At 73.0% G+C, this 16364-nt stretch carries 14 protein-coding genes and 2 pseudogenes; 11 read left to right on the top strand and 5 right to left on the bottom strand.

Annotated features, from left to right (window positions below):
• Window position 1 precedes the first annotated feature (1 nt).
• Window positions 2-3154: a hypothetical protein gene (locus KIH74_RS11680; RefSeq protein WP_214155886.1), complete on the top strand. Its 3153-nt coding sequence runs from the start codon at window positions 2-4 to the stop codon at window positions 3152-3154.
• A gap of 14 nt (window positions 3155-3168) precedes the next feature.
• The gene (locus KIH74_RS38535; protein ID WP_214155887.1) at window positions 3169-5289 is read left to right on the top strand and encodes an FtsX-like permease family protein; all 2121 of its coding nucleotides are present in this window, start codon (window positions 3169-3171) and stop codon (window positions 5287-5289) included.
• Here KIH74_RS38535 and KIH74_RS11690 read toward each other — a convergent pair.
• Window positions 5278-5799, bottom strand: a complete 522-nt coding sequence (locus KIH74_RS11690) for a GNAT family N-acetyltransferase (protein ID WP_214155888.1) — start codon at window positions 5797-5799, stop codon at window positions 5278-5280. The genes KIH74_RS38535 and KIH74_RS11690 overlap by 12 nt on opposite strands.
• 51 nt (window positions 5800-5850) lie before the next feature.
• Here KIH74_RS11690 and KIH74_RS11695 point away from each other — a divergent pair, with 51 nt between their 5' ends.
• The 5 genes from KIH74_RS11695 to surE are packed head-to-tail and all read left to right on the top strand — an operon-like array spanning window position 5851 to window position 8876.
• On the top strand, window positions 5851-6432 hold the full coding sequence (locus KIH74_RS11695) for a TetR/AcrR family transcriptional regulator (protein WP_214155889.1): 582 nt from the start codon (window positions 5851-5853) through the stop codon (window positions 6430-6432).
• A 19-nt stretch (window positions 6433-6451) separates the two neighbouring features.
• A complete protein-coding gene (locus tag KIH74_RS11700) occupies window positions 6452-6784 on the top strand; it encodes a YciI family protein (RefSeq protein ID WP_214155890.1) in 333 nt (110 codons plus the stop codon).
• Between the two features lie 9 nt (window positions 6785-6793).
• Complete coding sequence (locus tag KIH74_RS11705; RefSeq protein WP_214155891.1) at window positions 6794-7132, top strand: hypothetical protein; 339 nt, start codon at window positions 6794-6796, stop codon at window positions 7130-7132.
• A gap of 45 nt (window positions 7133-7177) precedes the next feature.
• Window positions 7178-8104, top strand: coding sequence for a 1-phosphofructokinase family hexose kinase (locus KIH74_RS11710; RefSeq protein ID WP_214155892.1), 927 nt, complete (start codon window positions 7178-7180; stop codon window positions 8102-8104).
• Between the two features lie 22 nt (window positions 8105-8126).
• Window positions 8127-8876, top strand: a complete 750-nt coding sequence (gene surE / locus KIH74_RS11715) for a 5'/3'-nucleotidase SurE (protein WP_214155893.1) — start codon at window positions 8127-8129, stop codon at window positions 8874-8876.
• Between the two features lie 17 nt (window positions 8877-8893).
• On the opposite strand, the gene KIH74_RS11720 is transcribed toward surE, so the two are convergent.
• The 4 genes from KIH74_RS11720 to KIH74_RS11735 form a co-directional block, all read right to left on the bottom strand.
• Complete coding sequence (locus tag KIH74_RS11720) at window positions 8894-9418, bottom strand: hypothetical protein (RefSeq protein WP_214155894.1); 525 nt, start codon at window positions 9416-9418, stop codon at window positions 8894-8896.
• 130 nt (window positions 9419-9548) lie between these two features.
• A complete protein-coding gene (locus KIH74_RS11725; protein WP_214155895.1) occupies window positions 9549-9992 on the bottom strand; it encodes a YdeI/OmpD-associated family protein in 444 nt (147 codons plus the stop codon).
• Between the two features lie 100 nt (window positions 9993-10092).
• Window positions 10093-11598 (bottom strand): methyl-accepting chemotaxis protein, encoded by a 1506-nt coding sequence (locus KIH74_RS38540; RefSeq protein WP_214155896.1) that lies wholly within the window; start codon window positions 11596-11598, stop codon window positions 10093-10095.
• A gap of 63 nt (window positions 11599-11661) precedes the next feature.
• Window positions 11662-12228, bottom strand: a complete 567-nt coding sequence (locus KIH74_RS11735) for a GNAT family N-acetyltransferase (RefSeq protein WP_214155897.1) — start codon at window positions 12226-12228, stop codon at window positions 11662-11664.
• Window positions 12229-12358: 130 nt separating this feature from the next.
• Between KIH74_RS11735 and KIH74_RS39175 the strand changes: the two are divergent.
• The 4 genes and pseudogenes from KIH74_RS39175 to KIH74_RS11750 all read left to right on the top strand — a co-directional run.
• Window positions 12359-12805 (top strand): annotated as a pseudogene (locus KIH74_RS39175) ((2Fe-2S)-binding protein); the annotation flags it as partial.
• Window positions 12806-13063: 258 nt separating this feature from the next.
• Window positions 13064-13225, top strand: a pseudogene (locus tag KIH74_RS39180) (2Fe-2S iron-sulfur cluster-binding protein); the annotation flags it as partial.
• Complete coding sequence (locus tag KIH74_RS11745) at window positions 13222-14220, top strand: FAD binding domain-containing protein (RefSeq protein WP_214155899.1); 999 nt, start codon at window positions 13222-13224, stop codon at window positions 14218-14220. The pseudogene KIH74_RS39180 and the gene KIH74_RS11745, both read left to right, overlap by 4 nt.
• A complete protein-coding gene (locus KIH74_RS11750; RefSeq protein ID WP_214155900.1) occupies window positions 14217-16289 on the top strand; it encodes a xanthine dehydrogenase family protein molybdopterin-binding subunit in 2073 nt (690 codons plus the stop codon). The genes KIH74_RS11745 and KIH74_RS11750 overlap by 4 nt, the downstream gene beginning before the upstream one ends.
• The last annotated feature ends 75 nt before the right edge of the window (window positions 16290-16364 follow it).

Raw genomic sequence — 16364 nt, forward strand, 5'->3', positions numbered from 1 at the left:
CGTGCTGAGGCTCCTGGTCCGCCGGGCCAGGGCCTCCTGGCCCCTGCTCGCCGCCGTGGTGGCGGTCGTCACCGTCGGCGCCACCCTGCTCGGCGTCTCCGCCCGGCTGCTGACGGTCTCGGCCGACCGTGCGCTCACCGTCGGCCTCTCGCGTGCCGATCCGCAGGACGCCGAGGTGATCGCCTACCTCAGCGACCTGACCAACGAGAACGCGCAGCAGGCGGCCGAACTCACGCAGAACCTGCTCGGCGACGCGGTGAGCCCGCTGGGCCCCGGGGTCAGCCGGGTGCGGGCGTCGAGCACGATGCGCCGGGTCGAGGACCGCGGAAACACCCCGCAGGCCGCCTATCTCACCGGACTCGACGACCTGACCGCCGCCGCCCGGCTGATCGAGGGGGCCTGGCCCAGCACGACCGCCACCGGCCCGTTGCAGACCGTCGTGCTCGAATCCACCGCCCGCGCCATGCGTCTGGAGCCGGGCAGCCGCGTGCACCTGGGGGCGCAGGTCGCCGCCGGCGACCGGGACCGGGTGGACAGCACCGACCTGCTGGTCACCGGCATCGTCGCGCCGCTGCCCGAGGCCGGCTGGGACCGCGACCCACTGGCCGCCGCCGGCTCGGAAGCCGCACTGCGCCTGGGCTTCCACACCACCTTCCGGGCCTACGGGCCGTTCGTGACCGACCTGCCCACGCTCTGGCGCAGCGGCCTGATGCTCGACCGGATGCAGGTGGCCACCGCCCCCGACCTGACGAACCCGCCGGGCGCGGCCCTCGACCAGGTGGTCACCCGGCTGGCCACCGCCGACCGGCGTCTGGGCGACCAGCTCGAAGGCCTCACCGAGAACCAGCGGGTGGCCTCCGGCCTGCCCGCGACCCTGGCCCGCGCCCGCACCCAGCAGGCCGTGACCCGGTCCACCGTGCTGGTCGTGGTGCTGCTCGGCACCCTACTCACCGCCACGGCCCTGGCCCTGGCCGGGCGGCTGGTCACCCGCTCGCGCGGCACCCAGACCGCCCTGCTCTCGACCCTCGGCGCGGGCCGCGGCCAGCTGCTGCTCCTGGCCGTGGGCGAGGCGCTGGGACTGGCGCTGGTGGCGTCGGTGATCGCCGTGCCGGCCTCGTCACTGGTGCACGCCGCCCTCACCCACCTGCCCGCCCTGGAGCAGGCCGGGCTGGCCGCGGGCCCGGGCGTGAGCCCGGCGCAGGTGGCGGTGATCCTGGCCGGTGCGGTGGTGCTGGCCCTCGTGCTGCTGCTGCCGGTGCTCCAGGCCGATCCGGCGCGGGTGGAGGGAACCCGCGGCGGTGCGGGCGTGCTGGTGCGCTCCGGCGCCGACCTGGCCCTGGTCGCGCTCGCGGCGGTGGGCTGGTGGCAGCTGAGGGTGCAGCCGGTCTCCGGTGAGGGCGTCGACCTGGTGCGGATCCTGGCGCCGGGGGTGTTCCTGCTGGCCGGGTCGGCACTGACGGTGCGCCTGACCGGGCTGCCGCTGCGGCTGGCCGACCGGCTGGCCCGGCGCTCCACCCGGCTGGTGCTGCCGCTGGCGGCCTTCGAGGCGGCCCGCCGTCCACAGGCGACCGCTGCCGCGCTGCTGCTCGTCCTGGCCGTCGCGGCAGGCACTTTCGGCCTGGCGTTCGGGGCCACGTGGCAGCGGTCGCAGGCCGATCAGGCGGACCTGGTGGTGGGCACCGACGTGAGCGTGGCCCTGGCCGGGTCGGTGCAGACCGGGCAGGGGCCCGCCCTGGCCGCGGCGACCGGCGGCACGGTGTCGCCGGTGCTGGACCGCGATGTGCCGGTGGGACAGTGGATCGGCGGCGCCGGGGACCCGCCGCACCTGGTGGCTCTGGACGCGTCACAGGCCGGAACCCTGTTGCGGGGGCGGCTTCCCGGGGCGTCCTGGGAGCAGATCGGCGCCGGGCTGACCGCCGGCTCGGCAACCGTCTCCTCCGTGGTCCTGGGCGGGCAGGGCACGGTCGAGATGTCCGGGACCGCCGACGCCGGACCGCCGATGCTCGTCACGCCCCGGCTGGTGATCGAGGACGGCTCCGGCGTGCGCAGTGCCTGTGTGCTACCGACCGTGCTGCTCGACGGCACGACGCACGAGCTGGGCCTCTGCGACGCCCTGCCCGAGGGCGCGCGCGTGGTGGCGATGACGGTGGACGCCGGGCTGGACCCCGCCACCGCCCCGCCCGCCGACGAGGTGACACCCGGGAACGCGCGTCTGGAGCTGTCTTTCCGGATCCCCGGTAGCGCCGACGGCGGGGAGTGGACGGCGTCGAACTACGGTGGTGAAACCGGTGCCCGGGTCTCCGGTGTCTCGGGCGAGGTCGAGAGCAGCGGTGACGGCGTCGTCCTCGAACTGACGGCGACGGTGCCGGTGATCGACCTGGCGTATGCGGACGGGCGCCTGGTGATGACCGGGTTCGAACCGCCCGAGGTGGTGCCGGTGGCGGTGTCACAGGAGTTCGCCGATGTGCTGGGGGCCGCGCCCGGTGATCGCTTCGACGTCTCGTTCGGCCTGTCGTCGGTGCCCGTGCGGGTGACGGCGGTGGTGCCGGACGTGCCCTCGGCGCCCGGGCGCGGGGCGATGCTCGCCGACATCGACACGCTCGGAAGGGCCCTGATCGCCCGCGGCGACCTGGCCGCGCCGGGCAACACCTGGTGGGTGGCGCGGGCCACCGATCCGGGAGCCGTCCGGACACTCGGTCTGGGCAAGGTGACGACGAGGGACGCCGTGTACCAGGAACTTTCGAAGGGGCCACTGCGGGCCGGGGTGCCCGCGGCGCTGTTCCTGCTGGTGCCGGCCGTGCTGCTGCTGGCGCTCGGCGGGCTGACCCTGCACATCGTCTCGGACCTGCGGGTGCGCGCCGGGCAGACGGACCGGCTGCGGGCGCTCGGGCTGCCCCGGCGCACCGTGCGCGGCCTGCTGCTGGCCCAGCACGGCGGGCTGCTGGTGCTGCTGGTGGCCGCCGGTGCCGTGGTCGGGGCGGTGGCGACCCGGCTGGTCGGTCCACTGCTGATCCGCTCCGACCTGGGTGCCCCGCCGATCCCGGGGCCGCTGGTGGTCTGGCCCTGGTTCCCCGAAACCGTATTGGTGTTCGGACTTCTCGCGGCCTGCCTGGTCGTGGTCCGGGCGGTCGCCCAGGCGCAGGTGCGCCGATGATCCACGGTCCCAGCGTGAGGGGACGGGCTCGCGCCGACCGCGGCCCGCTGCTGCTCACCGCCCTGGTGGTGTTCCTCGCCGTGCTGATCACGGCCGGTGTGCCGCCGCTGCTGCGCACCCGCGGCGACCGGGCAGTGGCCGAGGTGGTGCAAGGGGCCGGGGGTGACGCGGACCTGACCGCGTCGGTGACCTTCGACCCGGAGAGCCCGGCCTATCCCCGGGCCCGCATCGACTCCTCGGCCGAGATCGTCGACGGGTACTACGAAAACGCCCTGCGCTACCTGGATCCCTCGCTGGAGAAGGTCTTCGGCTCGCCGGTGGCGTCGGTCGGCTCGGGCGATCTCCAGGTCACCTCCGGCACCACCCCGGGGCTGAACATGCGCCTGGTCTATGCCGACTCGCCCCGGGACGAGGACCACGGCCCGGCGGTGACCTGGGTGGCCGGCGAAGCACCGGGGGCCGGCCAGGGCTCCGCCCGCACCAGCGACGCGCCCTGGCCGGTGCAGGTGGGCCTGTCCGAGGCCACGGCGAAGCTGCTCGGGGCCGGCCCGGGCGACACGATCTCGGCCCAGGACTACGACAAGGCGCCGATCGAGGTGCACGTCAGCGGCGTGTACCGGGCGCGGCGCGGCACCGACGACGTCTGGCGCACCGAGCCGGAACTGCTGGCCCCGCGCACGGTCACGGACACCCGGGGCCTCACCACGAGCTACTTCTCCGTGCTGATGACCGGCGAGTCGCTGCCGGACGGGCGCCTGGCCACGGACCCCTACAGCGGGCTCTTCGTGAACCTGGAGTTCCTGCCCGACCCCGCCCTGGTCACCCGGGACAGCGCCCCGGCCCTGATCGACGCGCTGGTGCAGCTGGAGGCGGGCACCAAGGCCTACCAGATCGACGGTCCGCCAGTCATTTTCGGCACCGGCCTGGACACCCTGCTCCAGCGCCTGCTGAATCAGATCGCGGTGGCGACCGCCCTGGCGGCCGTGCTGCTGAGCGCCCTGCTGGTGGCTGTCGCGCTGGCCCTGCTGCTGACCGCCGATCTGCTCGCCCGCCGCCGGGCCGGGGTGCTCACCGGTCTGCGCCGGCGGGGCGCGTCGCTGCCGGGGCTGGGCGCCGAGCTGGCGGTGGAGTCCCTGGCGGTCGCCGGGATCGCCGGTGGCGCGGGGCTGGCGGTGGCGTGGTGGCTGACCGGGTCGCTCTCGCTGTCGTGGGTCTGGCCGGTGCTGCTGGTCGCGGTGCTCGGCGCACCGGTCGCGGCGGTGTCCGAGGCGGCGCGGGCCACACCCCGGAAGGCCGCTCCCGCCAACCGTTCCGCGCGGCGCACCCTCGCCGTCACCCGGCAGTTGCGCCGGATCACGATCGAGGTGGCGATCGTGCTGGCGGCCGCGGCCGCCGGCACCGCCCTGGCCCAGCGCGGGGTGACGGCGAACGACGTGCTGCCCGCCGTGGCCCCGTCGCTGGTCGCGGTGACCGGGGGAGTGCTGGTGCTGCGCCTGCTCCCGGTGCTGTTGCGGCTGTTCCTGCGGCTGGGCAACCGGTTCCGCGGGGCCCTGCCGCTGCTGGCCGCCGGCCGGGCCGCGGCCACGGTGTCCCGGCCGCTGCCGATGGTGCTGATCGTGACCTCGGTGTCGCTGGGGGTTTTCGCGCTGGCGGTGCGGGCGACCGCTTCCGGCCCCGGGCGGCCGGCCGACGACGCGCACCCGCTGCCCCCGGCCCTCGCCGACGGTCTGCGTGACCTGGCCCTGACCTGTGGCCTGCTGCTGTTCCTGCTGGCCGGGCTGGCGGTCGCGCTCGGCACCTTCGCCGGTGCCGGTGACCGGGCCGAGACCTTTGCCCGGCTGCGGACTCTCGGCATGACCCCGGCCGCCACCCGGCGCATCGCCCTGGGAGAACTGCTGCCCGTGGCCGTGATCGGCGGCGTGGTGGGCTGGGCACTCGGGCGGGTGCTGGCCTCCGAGGCGATCGGCCTGCTCTCGCTGAAGATGCTGAACGACCTGCCCGCCGACCCGGCGCTGGTGGTGCCGGCCGTCACCTACCTGCCGATCATGCTGCTGCCCGCGGCGGTGGTGGTGCTGGTGCTGGCCGAGTCGTCGGTGCGTCGCCGGGAACGCCTCGGCCAGGTACTACGGGCCTGAATCACCCGGCCGCCCTGGCCGCGGCAGCGGGTCGAGCAGGTAGGTCTGCCCCACCAGGTCCACCCCGAAGAGGTGCTGCGGGGTTTCGTCCATCAGAGCGAAACCTCGTGCAAGATAAAGTTTTCGGGCCGAGACCAGAGAGTCGGTCGTCCACAGTCGTAGCCGGGCGTACCCGGCCTCGCGGGCGAACCGCACGCAGGTGTCGATCAGCTTGCCGCCCAGCCCGTGGCCCCGCGCCGCCGGGTCCACCAGCAGGGTGCGCAGAACGGCGGTATCCGTTTCGCCGGCCCTGTCGCCGGCCATGCAGAACACCGAACCGGTGCGCTGCCCGTCCAGTTCGGCGATCCAGGCGTTCTCCCGTGTCGGATCCCGGTCGCGTGCATAACCCGCCACGATGCCGGCCACCAGGGTCTCGAAACCGCTGTCCCAGCCGAACTCCCGGGCATACATCTCGCCGTGCGCCTGGATCACCCAGCCCAGATCGCCCGGGCGTCCCAGTTCGCGGATCATCTCGTCTCCTCGAGCTCGACTGAAACAGTTGTTTCAGTCAATACTAGCCATGTGCCGGACAGTCGCAAGGACCAGTTGCTCGAACTCACCCACGACTACGTGCGGCAGCACGGTCTGGCCGACCTGTCGCTGCGCCCGCTGGCCGCCGCGGTCGGGTCCAGCCCACGCGTGCTGCTGTTCCTGTTCGGGAGCAAGGACGGCCTGGTCAAGGCCCTGCTGGAACGGGCCCGCGACGACGAACTGCGGCTGCTGCGAACACTTCCCGAGGCCGGCCTGATCGACACCGCGCACCTGCTGTGGGGGTGGCTGCGCGATCCGGGGCACCGCGGGTCGGTCACGCTCTGGGCCGAGGCGTACGCCCGGTCGCTGGTGGCCCGCGACGAGGTCTGGGCCGGCTTCGCCGAGCGAACGGTGAACGACTGGCTGGGTTTCCTGGCCGCGCGTCAGGACGATTCCGAACGGGGGACGACGCGGGCCCTCGCCGTCCGTACCGCTGTTCTGATGGCCCTGCGCGGTGCTCTGCTCGACCTGCTGGCCACCGGGGACGACGAACGGGTCACCGCCGCTCTGGAGTGCACCCTCCACGGGCTCGCGGGTGGAGCGTCGTCCCCCCGTGGTTCGATGGACGCCTGACCGGGGGAGGAGCAGGCGCATGGCATGGTTCATCACGATCGGGTACGGCGACCAGGAGGGCTACGACCGCACGGAACCGGCCGTGCGGGAGGCGGCCCACGCCCACGACGCCCGGCTGGCCGGGGGCGGCGTGCGGATGGGCGTGGCCGGTGCCCCGGTGCAGGTACGCAACCACGATGCCACCGGGCCCCTCGTGCGTCCCGGCGCGTATCTGACGTCGGGCCTGCCGGTCGCCGGGTTCGCGGTGATCGAGGCGGATTCGATCGAGCAGGCCGTGGAGATGGTGGCGGGCACCCCGTGCGCCGTCGCCCACGGGGTGGTGGAGGTCTGGCCGGTGCTGTCCGCGCCGTAGGGTTCGGCCATGCTGACCGGCACGATGATCATGCAGAGCCTGCGGACGGGTGCCACCCTGGACGCTGCTGGGCTCGTCTTCACCCGGCTGGAGCGGATCGGGAACGGCTGGGTGCTGGGGTATTTCACCTCCGCGACGATCGATCCCGGTGATCTGGCCGGACGGTTCGCCGAGGTGCTCGACGCACCCGGCTGGTACGCCGACCTGCACGACGACGAGCATCACTGGGTGATCTACCCGGGCCGGGTGTTCCGCTACCGCCGCGACGACCCGCACGGCCGCGTCCCGGCTGTGGCCCACGGCCTGGCCGTGGGAGTGCCCGCGGAGCAACTGGACTGGGAGGACTGACCGCTTCGGGGAGCGCGCCCGGGTGGATTCGTGCATGCTCTGGCCATGGCAGCTCAGGGCACCGCGGTCGTGTTCACCCCTTCGCCCCTGCTCACCGTGACCATCGAGGGGCAGCCCGACGGCACGCCGGAGATCCACGTGCACGGTGGCGGGCAGGGCGTCTGGATCGCGCGGATGATGGCGTCGCTGGGGGCGCAGGTGCGGCTCACCGGGCCGTTCGGCGGGGAGAGCGGTGAGGTGCTGCGGCCCCTGATCGAGCGCGAGGGCATCATCCCCCGACCGCTGGAGGTGCCGTACACCAACGGCGCCTACGTGCACGACCGGCGTGAGGGCGAGCGCGAGGTGGTCGCCACGCACGTCCCGCCCACCCTGGAACGTCACGACCACGACCACCTGTACGACCTGACGCTGGTCGAGGGGCTGGAGGCGTCGGTGGTGGTGCTCGGCGGGCCGGACGGCGAGAACGTGGTGGAGCCCGAGACCTACCGGCGGCTGGCGGCAGACCTGACGGCGCACGGGATTCCGGTGGTGGTGGACCTGTCGGGTGACTACCTGAAGGCCGCCGTCGAGGGCGGCGTGCACCTGCTCAAGGTGAGTCACGAAGAACTGATGGACGACGGACTGGCCACCTCGGAAGAGCCCGGCGAACTGCTGCGGGCCGCCGGTGAGCTGCGGGCGGCCGGGGCGGCGAACGTGGTCGTGTCCAGAGCCGGCGAACCTGCCCTGGCCCTGCTCGGAGACCGGGCCGTGAGCGTGGAGACGCCGTCGTTCGAGCGGGCCGACCACCGCGGGGCGGGCGACTCGATGACGGCCGGGCTGGCCGTCGGCACCGCCACCGGCCTGCCCCTGGACCAGGCCCTGATGCTGGGCGCGGCGGCGGGCACGCTGAACACCACCCGGCACGGCCTGGCCACCGGCGAGCGTGAGCTGATCGAGCGGCTGCGCGAGCGGGTGACCCTGAGCGACCTGTGAATGAGAGCGAGGTGTAACGGTTTTGAGGGCACTGATCACGAACGACGACGGAGTGGGCAGCGAGGGCATCATCACGCTGACCGAGGCCGCACTCGCTGCCGGGCTGGAGGTCACGGTCGCGGCGCCGCACGAGGAGCGCAGCGGCGCCAGTGCCATGCTGTCGGCGCTTGAGGACGACGGAAAGCTGCTCGTCGACCACACCACCGTGGCCGGCACGGATGCCCTCGCGGTGCACGCGTCGCCGGCGATGATCGTGTTCGTCGCCCTGCGCGGCGCCTTCGGCGAGCCGCCCGACATCGTGCTGTCGGGCGTCAATCACGGACCGAACACCGGCCAGGCGGTGCTGCACTCGGGCACGGTCGGGGCCGGGCTGACCGCGGTGTCGCAGGGACTGCCGGCGCTGGCGGTGTCGTTGACCGGGTCCCGCCCCACCCGGTTCGACACCGCCCGCGTCGCCACCGACCAGGCGCTGGGCTGGTTCCTCCAGAATCTCGGCAGTGCGTACGTGCTCAACGTGAACGTGCCCGACATCCCGCCGGGCGAACTGCGTGGCCTGAAACCCGCCACGCCTGCCTCGTTCGGCGCGGTCCAGGCCGAGATCGGCGAGGCCGGAGAGGGATTCGTCACCGCGACGTTCCACGAGATCGGTGACCGGCCCGACCCCGGCACCGATGTGGCGCTGCTCCAGGAGGGCTGGGCGACGGCCACGGCCCTGCGCCCGCCGATCGTGGCCGACGCGGTGGATCTGGCCGGGATCTCCTCGGGCCGGTAGTTCTCGGACCGGCGACGTCAGGAGGGCCGCATCACCGATCGGGCCAGCGCGGCCATCCAGATGCCCGGCATGTCGCGGAAGGTGCGAACCGGGGCCGGCGGGGCGGTCTCCAGGTAGACGGCCTCGGTGATGTCGAGGGTGAGTTCGGTGAATTCGCCGGCGAACCCGCCCGAGGCGCCGATCTCCAGCTGCCATTCGGGGCGTTCCATCTGCACGGTGAGCCACTGCACGTCCACGTCGAGAGCCAGTGCGATGTCGTGGATGCTGGCCTGCCCGCCCATCTCCAGCAGGGCGTTGTGGACGTCGGCGGGGGAGCAGCCGTTGCGTCGCGCGGAGTCCCGGGCGTTCGGTGCCCGGTCGTGGGCCAGGGCCTCGGCCGGGGTGAGGTACTCGACGACACAGAGGGTGTCGCCGCCTTCGTGCTTCCAGCCGATGTGCGAGATCAGGGTCTTCTCGCCCAGCTGGTGTTTGGCTCGGGCGCGGGCCTGGTCGTTGTTCTTGACCGAGCGTTTACCCGCGTAGGGATAGATGACCGTTTCCATGACGGCTCCTCCGCTCTCCGATGAGGGGAAAGATTTCGGCCCCCGTCGGCAGCCGACCGGTCGGTGTTAACGACTTCAAGTAGCCATTCGGCCGGGTGGACGGCGAAACACCCGTCCGGCGCAACGTGGTTCAGGGGATCAGGCCGGCGACGACCGCGTCGAGGCGGCGCTGCCGCGTCTCCTCCTTCTTCGCGGAAGTCACCGATTCCACGTGCTGACGCCGCCGGCTGGGTGACAGGGCGTCGAACGCCTCGCGGGCACCCGGGCGGGCGGCCAGGGCCGCGGACAGGTCGTCGGGAACCTCGACGGTGCGCTCGGCCAGGTCGGGGGCGAGTGTCACCTGCACGGTCTGCCCGGCGGCCAGCCCGGCGGCGTCGCGGTTGGCCGCGCTGAGCGGAACGAAGAAGTCCCCGCCGTACGGGGCGACGCTGCTGCGGTAGGAGTGGCCGTTCAGCGTGACCGTGACCTTGGGCTTCTTGCCCTGGCCGAGCGCCTCGACCACTCCGGCCGGCACCCGCAGGCCGGTGGCCGTCTTGCCGTGCAGCTCGACCTCGGTGCTGAAGGTGTGCGTCATGAGGAAAAGTCTCCGCCTTTCGCTGGGGCACCGGCAACGGTGCGAACGGCCATGCGCTCTCTCGCGTCTTCGCGGGTCTCGCCCCGCCTCACCTCACGTCTCACCTCACCTCGGCCGGCAGGGTGTCCCGACCGGCCGACTGCACCAGGGTGCCCAGCACGTGCGACAGCGAGGCCAGCTGGTCGGCAGTCGTCTGGGTGTCGCCGGCGGTGGCCTGGTGCGCGCGGGTGGCCTCGGCCATCGCGGAGATCGCCAGGTCGGTCTGCTCCACCGCTACCGACTGCTGACTGGTCGACTGCTGGATCTGCCGGGCCGACTCCATCGTGTTGGCCACCAGCGAGACGATCTCCTCGAAACTCTCCACCGCCTGCCCGACCTGGGCCGCGCCCTCGCCGATCACGTCCGAGGCGTCGCGGCTGACCCGGCGGGTGTCGTCGACCGCGGTGGCCACCGACGCCACCATCTCGCCGATCTCCCGCGTCGAGCCGCCGACCCGGTCGGCCAGCGCCCGGATCTCGTCGGCCAGCGCGGCGAACCGGGACGCCTCACCGCCCGCGCCGGCCGCCTCGATACTCGCGTTGATCGCCACGATATTGGTCAGTTCGGCCAGCTCGGACACGATCTCGACGACTCCGGTGATCTGCCGGGCCCGGCGGCTGAGGTCTTCCATGTGCTGGTCGACCGAGCCGGAGTGCGCGCGGATGCGCTCCATTGAGGACTGGGTGGCGAGCACCACGTCGCGCCCGTGCCGGCCGGCCTCGGCGGTCTGCCCGGCGGCGGCCACCACGTCCTGGGCGCCCTCGGCGATCAGCCGGGACTCGGCCAGCATCTCCTTCACCGTGGTCGAGATCTCGGCCGCCGAGCTGGCCTGCTGGCTCGCGCCCTCGGCCTGCTGCCGGGCGCTGAGCTGGAGGTCGGTGGACGACTGCTGCACCGAGCGGACCGCGGTCATCACCCGTCCGCGCACCTGGCGCACCACCATCGAGGCGACCAGCGTGGAGCCGATCAGGATCACCACGAACGAGGCGACGATCAGCCGCACCCCGTCGTGGGCGGTGCGGGTGGCCGCCTGCTCACGTTCTCGCACCAGCCCCTGGAGGTAGGCGAACAGCGAGTCCATCGCGGCGGTCGTGGTGACCCGCTGGTCGTCGATCTCCTCCCAGGCCGCCACCACCTCGGCGGGCGGGGCATGGGCCTCCTTCAACTGCACCGGGCCCTTGTCCAGCTCGATGAAACTGGCCTGGAGCCGGGTGATCTGGTCGACCAGGTCCCGGCCCCGGTCGGTGTCTACGGTTTGCCGCAGCGCGGTGAGCTGCTTGTTGAACGCCTCGTCCCACTTGTACTGCTCACCCAGGTACTTGGTCTGGCCGGAGAACAGGTAGCCCCGGTTGGCGGCGGCCCGGGCGTCGCGAATGTCCATCAGGGTGCGGGCCTCGAGGACCAGCGCGGCGTCGTGGTCGATCACCCGGTCCTTGCGGTCCACCACGCGTTGCAGGCCGTTCAGCGCGAGCACCGCCATCACCAGGGTCAGGCTGAGCACGACGGCGAGCGCGGTGAAGACACTGGCCGTCACCGTCCACTGCCGCTGCCCGCGCGCCCTAGGCACCCGCGATCCCCGTCGTCACCCATCCGGACTCGGCAGCGCCGGGCCCTGCCTTGACCCTGAGGGTCAGTCGAGCAGCAGCGCGTGCAGGTGCATGTCGTGGTAGCCGTCCGCGTGACGCTGGGAGCGCACGGCCACGCCCTCCAGCACGAACCCGCAGCGCGTCGCCACCCGGCAGGACGCCACGTTCTGCGTGGAGTGGGTGAGCGAGAACCGGTGCATACCGGCGTTCCTGGCCCAGTCGATCAGGACCGAGGCGGAACGCGCCGCGATGCCGTTGCCGCGGGCGTCCGGAGCCACCCAGTAGGCCACCTCGCCGTCGCCGTACGGCAGGTCGAGAGTACGTAGCCCGACCCGGCCCAGCGGCTTGCCGTCGGCGCTCACCATCCAGTCGGCCCCGCTCTCCTGCTGCCAGCGCCGGGTCTGCCGGGCGATGAACTCCTCGGCCTCCGCCTGCTTGCTCATGCCGAACGCGTGCCAGTGCTGGATGGCCGGGTCGGAGTAGGCGCCGAGCAGGAACGGCTCGTCGCCCGGCCGCCACGGCCTGAGCAGCAGCCCGTCGCCCTCGATCTCGGGCTGCGGGAAGGGGCCCCAGGAACCGGCTGGGACGACAGGGGGAACCAGAGAAGGCATGGGCGCAGCCTAAAGCGACAAATAGCCCAGCGGTACGGGGGAGTAGCTCACGGTGTGCGAGACCCGGACCGTACGGATGGGTGAAGAGTGTCGACGCGCGGGTGACGGCGGGTAGCCGTACGGTCGCCGCATGACGACGACGGACACCCGCTCGCAGTCGACCACGAGCACGGTGCGCCTCACCGTGAACGGCTCCGAACACGACATCACCCTCGACCATCGCACCTCGCTGCTCGACGCCCTGCGCGAGCACCTGCGTCTGACCGGCGCGAAGAAGGGCTGCGACCACGGCCAGTGCGGCGCCTGCACGGTGCTGCTCGACGGACGCCGGGCCAACGCCTGCCTGGTGCTCGCCGTGGCCGCGCAGGGCCGGCCGGTCACCACGATCGAGGGCCTGGCGGGCGGGACCGGGGACGACGCGGAACTGCACCCGGTTCAGCGTGCGTTCGTGGAGCGGGACGCGTTCCAGTGCGGCTACTGCACGCCCGGCCAGATCTGTTCTGCCGTGGGCGTGCTGGAGGAGGCCCGGAACGGCTGGCCGTCGGCCGTCACCCCGATGGAGGAAGCCGGGTCCACGGCGACCGATCCCTGGGCTGCTGATTCGGGGGCCGCCGATTCGGAGGCTGTGGATTCGGGGACGCCCGGCTCGGCAGTTGCTGATTCGCCCGCTGACTCGGCAGCCGTCGGTCCGCCTGCCGGCCAGGCAATCATCAACCCGGCAGCCGCTCACCCGGCAGCCGCTCACCCGGCGGCCGCTGACCCGGCGGCCGCTGACCCGGCGGCCGCCGATCACGGCTCGCCGACCGGTGCGAACCCGATCGCGGGCGGGGTGGTGCTCAACGAGGCTGAGGTACGTGAACGGATGAGTGGAAACCTCTGCCGCTGCGGGGCCTACGCCAACATCGTGCCGGCCGTGCTCGACGCCGCCGGCCAGACGCCCGGGCCAGGGCTCGAGACAGGTTCCGACACGGGGTTCGAGACGGGAGGCTCCCGATGAAGCCGTTCGCCTACGCCGTGGCCGGGGCTCCGGCCGATGCCGTGCGGCGGATCTCCGGCAGCCCGGGTGCGCGTTTCCTGGGTGGGGGAACCAACCTCGTGGACCTGATGCGGCTCGGGGTGGAATCGCCCGACCTGCTCGTCGACGTGACCCGCCTGGACCTCGACCGCATCGAGCCCGTCGACGGCGGAGGGGTACGGATCGGCGCCGGCGTGCGCAACTCCGACCTGGCCGCCGACCCCCGGCTGCGCGTCGCCTACCCGATGCTGTCACAGGCCCTCCTCTCCGGAGCCTCGGGCCAACTGCGCAACCTGGCCACCGTGGGCGGGAACCTGTTGCAGCGCACCCGGTGCCCGTACTTCCAGGACGTGACCAAGCCGTGCAACAAGCGCAGCCCCGGCAGCGGCTGCCCGGCCCGCACCGGCGTGCACCGCGACCTGGCGATCCTCGGTGCAAGCGAGCACTGCATCGCCACCCACCCGTCCGACTTCGCCGTGGCCCTGGCCGCCATCGGCGCCCGGGTGCACGTGACCGGCCCGGCCGGCGACCGCACGCTGAAGGTGACCGAGCTGTACCGGTCACCCGGCGAGGACCCCTCCCGGGACACGGTTCTCGACCCGGCAGACCTGATCACCGCGGTCGAGCTGCCGCCCTCCGGGCCGGCGCACCGCACCTCGCTGTACCGCAAGGCCCGCGACCGTGCCTCGTACGCCTTCGCCGTCGGCTCGGTGGCCGCAGGGCTCGGCCTGACGCCCGACGGCGAGGTCGGCGAGGTGCGTATCGCCCTGGGCGCCGTGGCCCACAAGCCGTGGCGCGCCCGTCTGGCCGAGGCCGCCCTGACCGGCCGCCCGGCCACCGTGGAGGAGTTCCGCCGTGCCGCCGGCATCGAGCTGGCCGCCGCCGAGCCGCTGCCCGACAACGCCTTCAAGGTGACGCTCAGCCAGAACCTCATCGTGGCAGCGCTTCTCGAACTGGCCGGGGGTGAGGCCCGATGAGCGCCCCCGTATTCCGCCGCCCGGCCGCTGCCGGCCCGCCGCAGCCCCGCGAGGAGTCGGTCGAGAAGGTCACCGGTGCGGCCCGGTACGCCTACGAGTACCCGCAGCAGGAGGCCGCGTACGCCTGGATCGTCACCTCGCCGATCGCCAAGGGCCGCGTGCTCACCGTGGACGCCGACCACGTGCTGCGCTCGGACGACGTGATCGCCGTGCTGCGGCACGACAACGCCCCGCGCCTGGAGGACGTGGGCGACCCGGCGCTCGCGGTGCTCCAGGACCCCGCCGTCGCCTACCGTGGCCAGGTGGTGGCCCTGGTGGTGGCGAAGACCCCGGAGGCTGCCCGGGAGGCCGCCGCCACGCTGCCGGTGGAGTACGAGGAGCTCGGCCACGACGTGGTGCTCACCCCGGACCACGAGAGCCTGTACCAGCCGGACGCGGTGAACCCGGATTACCCGGCGGACACCGAACAGGGCGACCCGGACGGCGCTTTCGAGGCGAGCCCGGTGCGGGTGGACCACACCTACCGCACCGTGGCCCTGCACAACAACCCGATGGAGCCGCACGCCACCACGGCACTCTGGCACGACGACGGCTCGCTCACCCTGTACGACTCGAACCAGGGCGGCCACGTGGTGCGGCAGACGATCGCCGGGCTGTTCGGCCTCGCCCCGGACCGGGTGCGCGTGATGAACCCGCATGTGGGAGGCGGATTCGGCTCCAAGGGCACGCCCCGGCCGAACGTGGTGCTGGCGGCTATGGCCGCCCAGGTGACTGGGCGCCCGGTGAAGATCGCCGTCACCCGGCAGCAGATGTTCTCGCTCGTGGGCTATCGCACGCCCACCATTCAGCGGGTGCGGCTCGGCGCCGAGGCCGACGGCCGGCTCAACTCGATCACCCACGAGGTGGTCGAACAGACCTCCACCGTCAAGGAGTTCGCCGAGCAGACCGCCGTGGCCACCCGCTCGATGTATGCCGCGCCGCACCGCCGCACCAGTCACCGGCTGGCCCGCCTGGACGTGCCGGTGCCCTCGTGGATGCGCGCCCCCGGCGAGTGCCCGGGCTTCTTCGCCTTCGAGTCGGCGCTGGACGAGCTGGCCGCCGAACTCGGCATGGACCCGATCGACCTGCGGGTGCGCAACGAGCCGGAGACCGACCCGGAGAGCGGAAAACCCTTCAGCAGCCGCAATCTCGTGGCCTGCCTGCGCCAGGGGGCGGAGCGCTTCGGCTGGGAGCCCCGGCCGCGGGCACCCCGCACCCGCCGTGACGGGCGCTGGCTGATCGGCACCGGCGTGGCCTCGTCGTACTACCCGACCTACGAGGCCCCGGCCACCGCGACCGTGTCGGCCGACGAGAACGGCCACCACACCGTCGCCATCAACGCCACCGACATCGGGACCGGCGCCCGCACCGCCCTGCACCAGCTCGCCGCCGAGGCCCTGGACGTGCCGTGGGCCGACGTGACCGTGCGGATCGGCGACTCGGACCTGCCACAGGCCGGCCTGGCCGGCGGCTCGATGGGCACCCGGTCGTGGGGCTGGGCCGTGACCAAGGCCTGCCGGGCCCTGCGTGAGCAGGGCGGTGGGTCGGTGACCGCGAACACCGCCGAGGACATCAAGGCACTGGGGGAGTACAGCCGCGCCGCCTACGGGGCGCAGTTCGTGGAGGTGCGGGTGAACCAGGACACCGGAGAGCTGCGGGTGCCCCGGATGACCGGGGTGTTCGCCGCCGGCCGCATCGTGAACTCACGCACCGCGCGCTCGCAGTTCATCGGCGGGATGACCATGGGCCTGTCGATGGCGCTGCACGAGGAGGGCGTGATGGACGCCGCCTTCGGCGACTACGCCAATCACGACCTGGCCTCGTACCACGTGGCGGCCTGCGCGGACGTGGGGACGATGGACATCGCCTGGATCGAGGAGGACGACGAGCACCTGGGCGGCACCGGCACGAAGGGGATCGGCGAGATCGGCATCGTGGGCACGGCCGCCGCGGTGGCCAACGCGGTGTACGACGCCACCGGCGTGCGGGTGCGCGACCTTCCGATCCACCTGGAAGACCTGCTCGCCTGACTCCTCATACCTGGTAAACGCGCCCCGCCCCCGGAACGTGAGCTCCCGCCGCGGAATTCATGACCGGCGCCGGGA

Source organism: Kineosporia corallincola (genome assembly GCF_018499875.1).
Lineage (GTDB): Bacteria > Actinomycetota > Actinomycetes > Actinomycetales > Kineosporiaceae > Kineosporia > Kineosporia corallincola.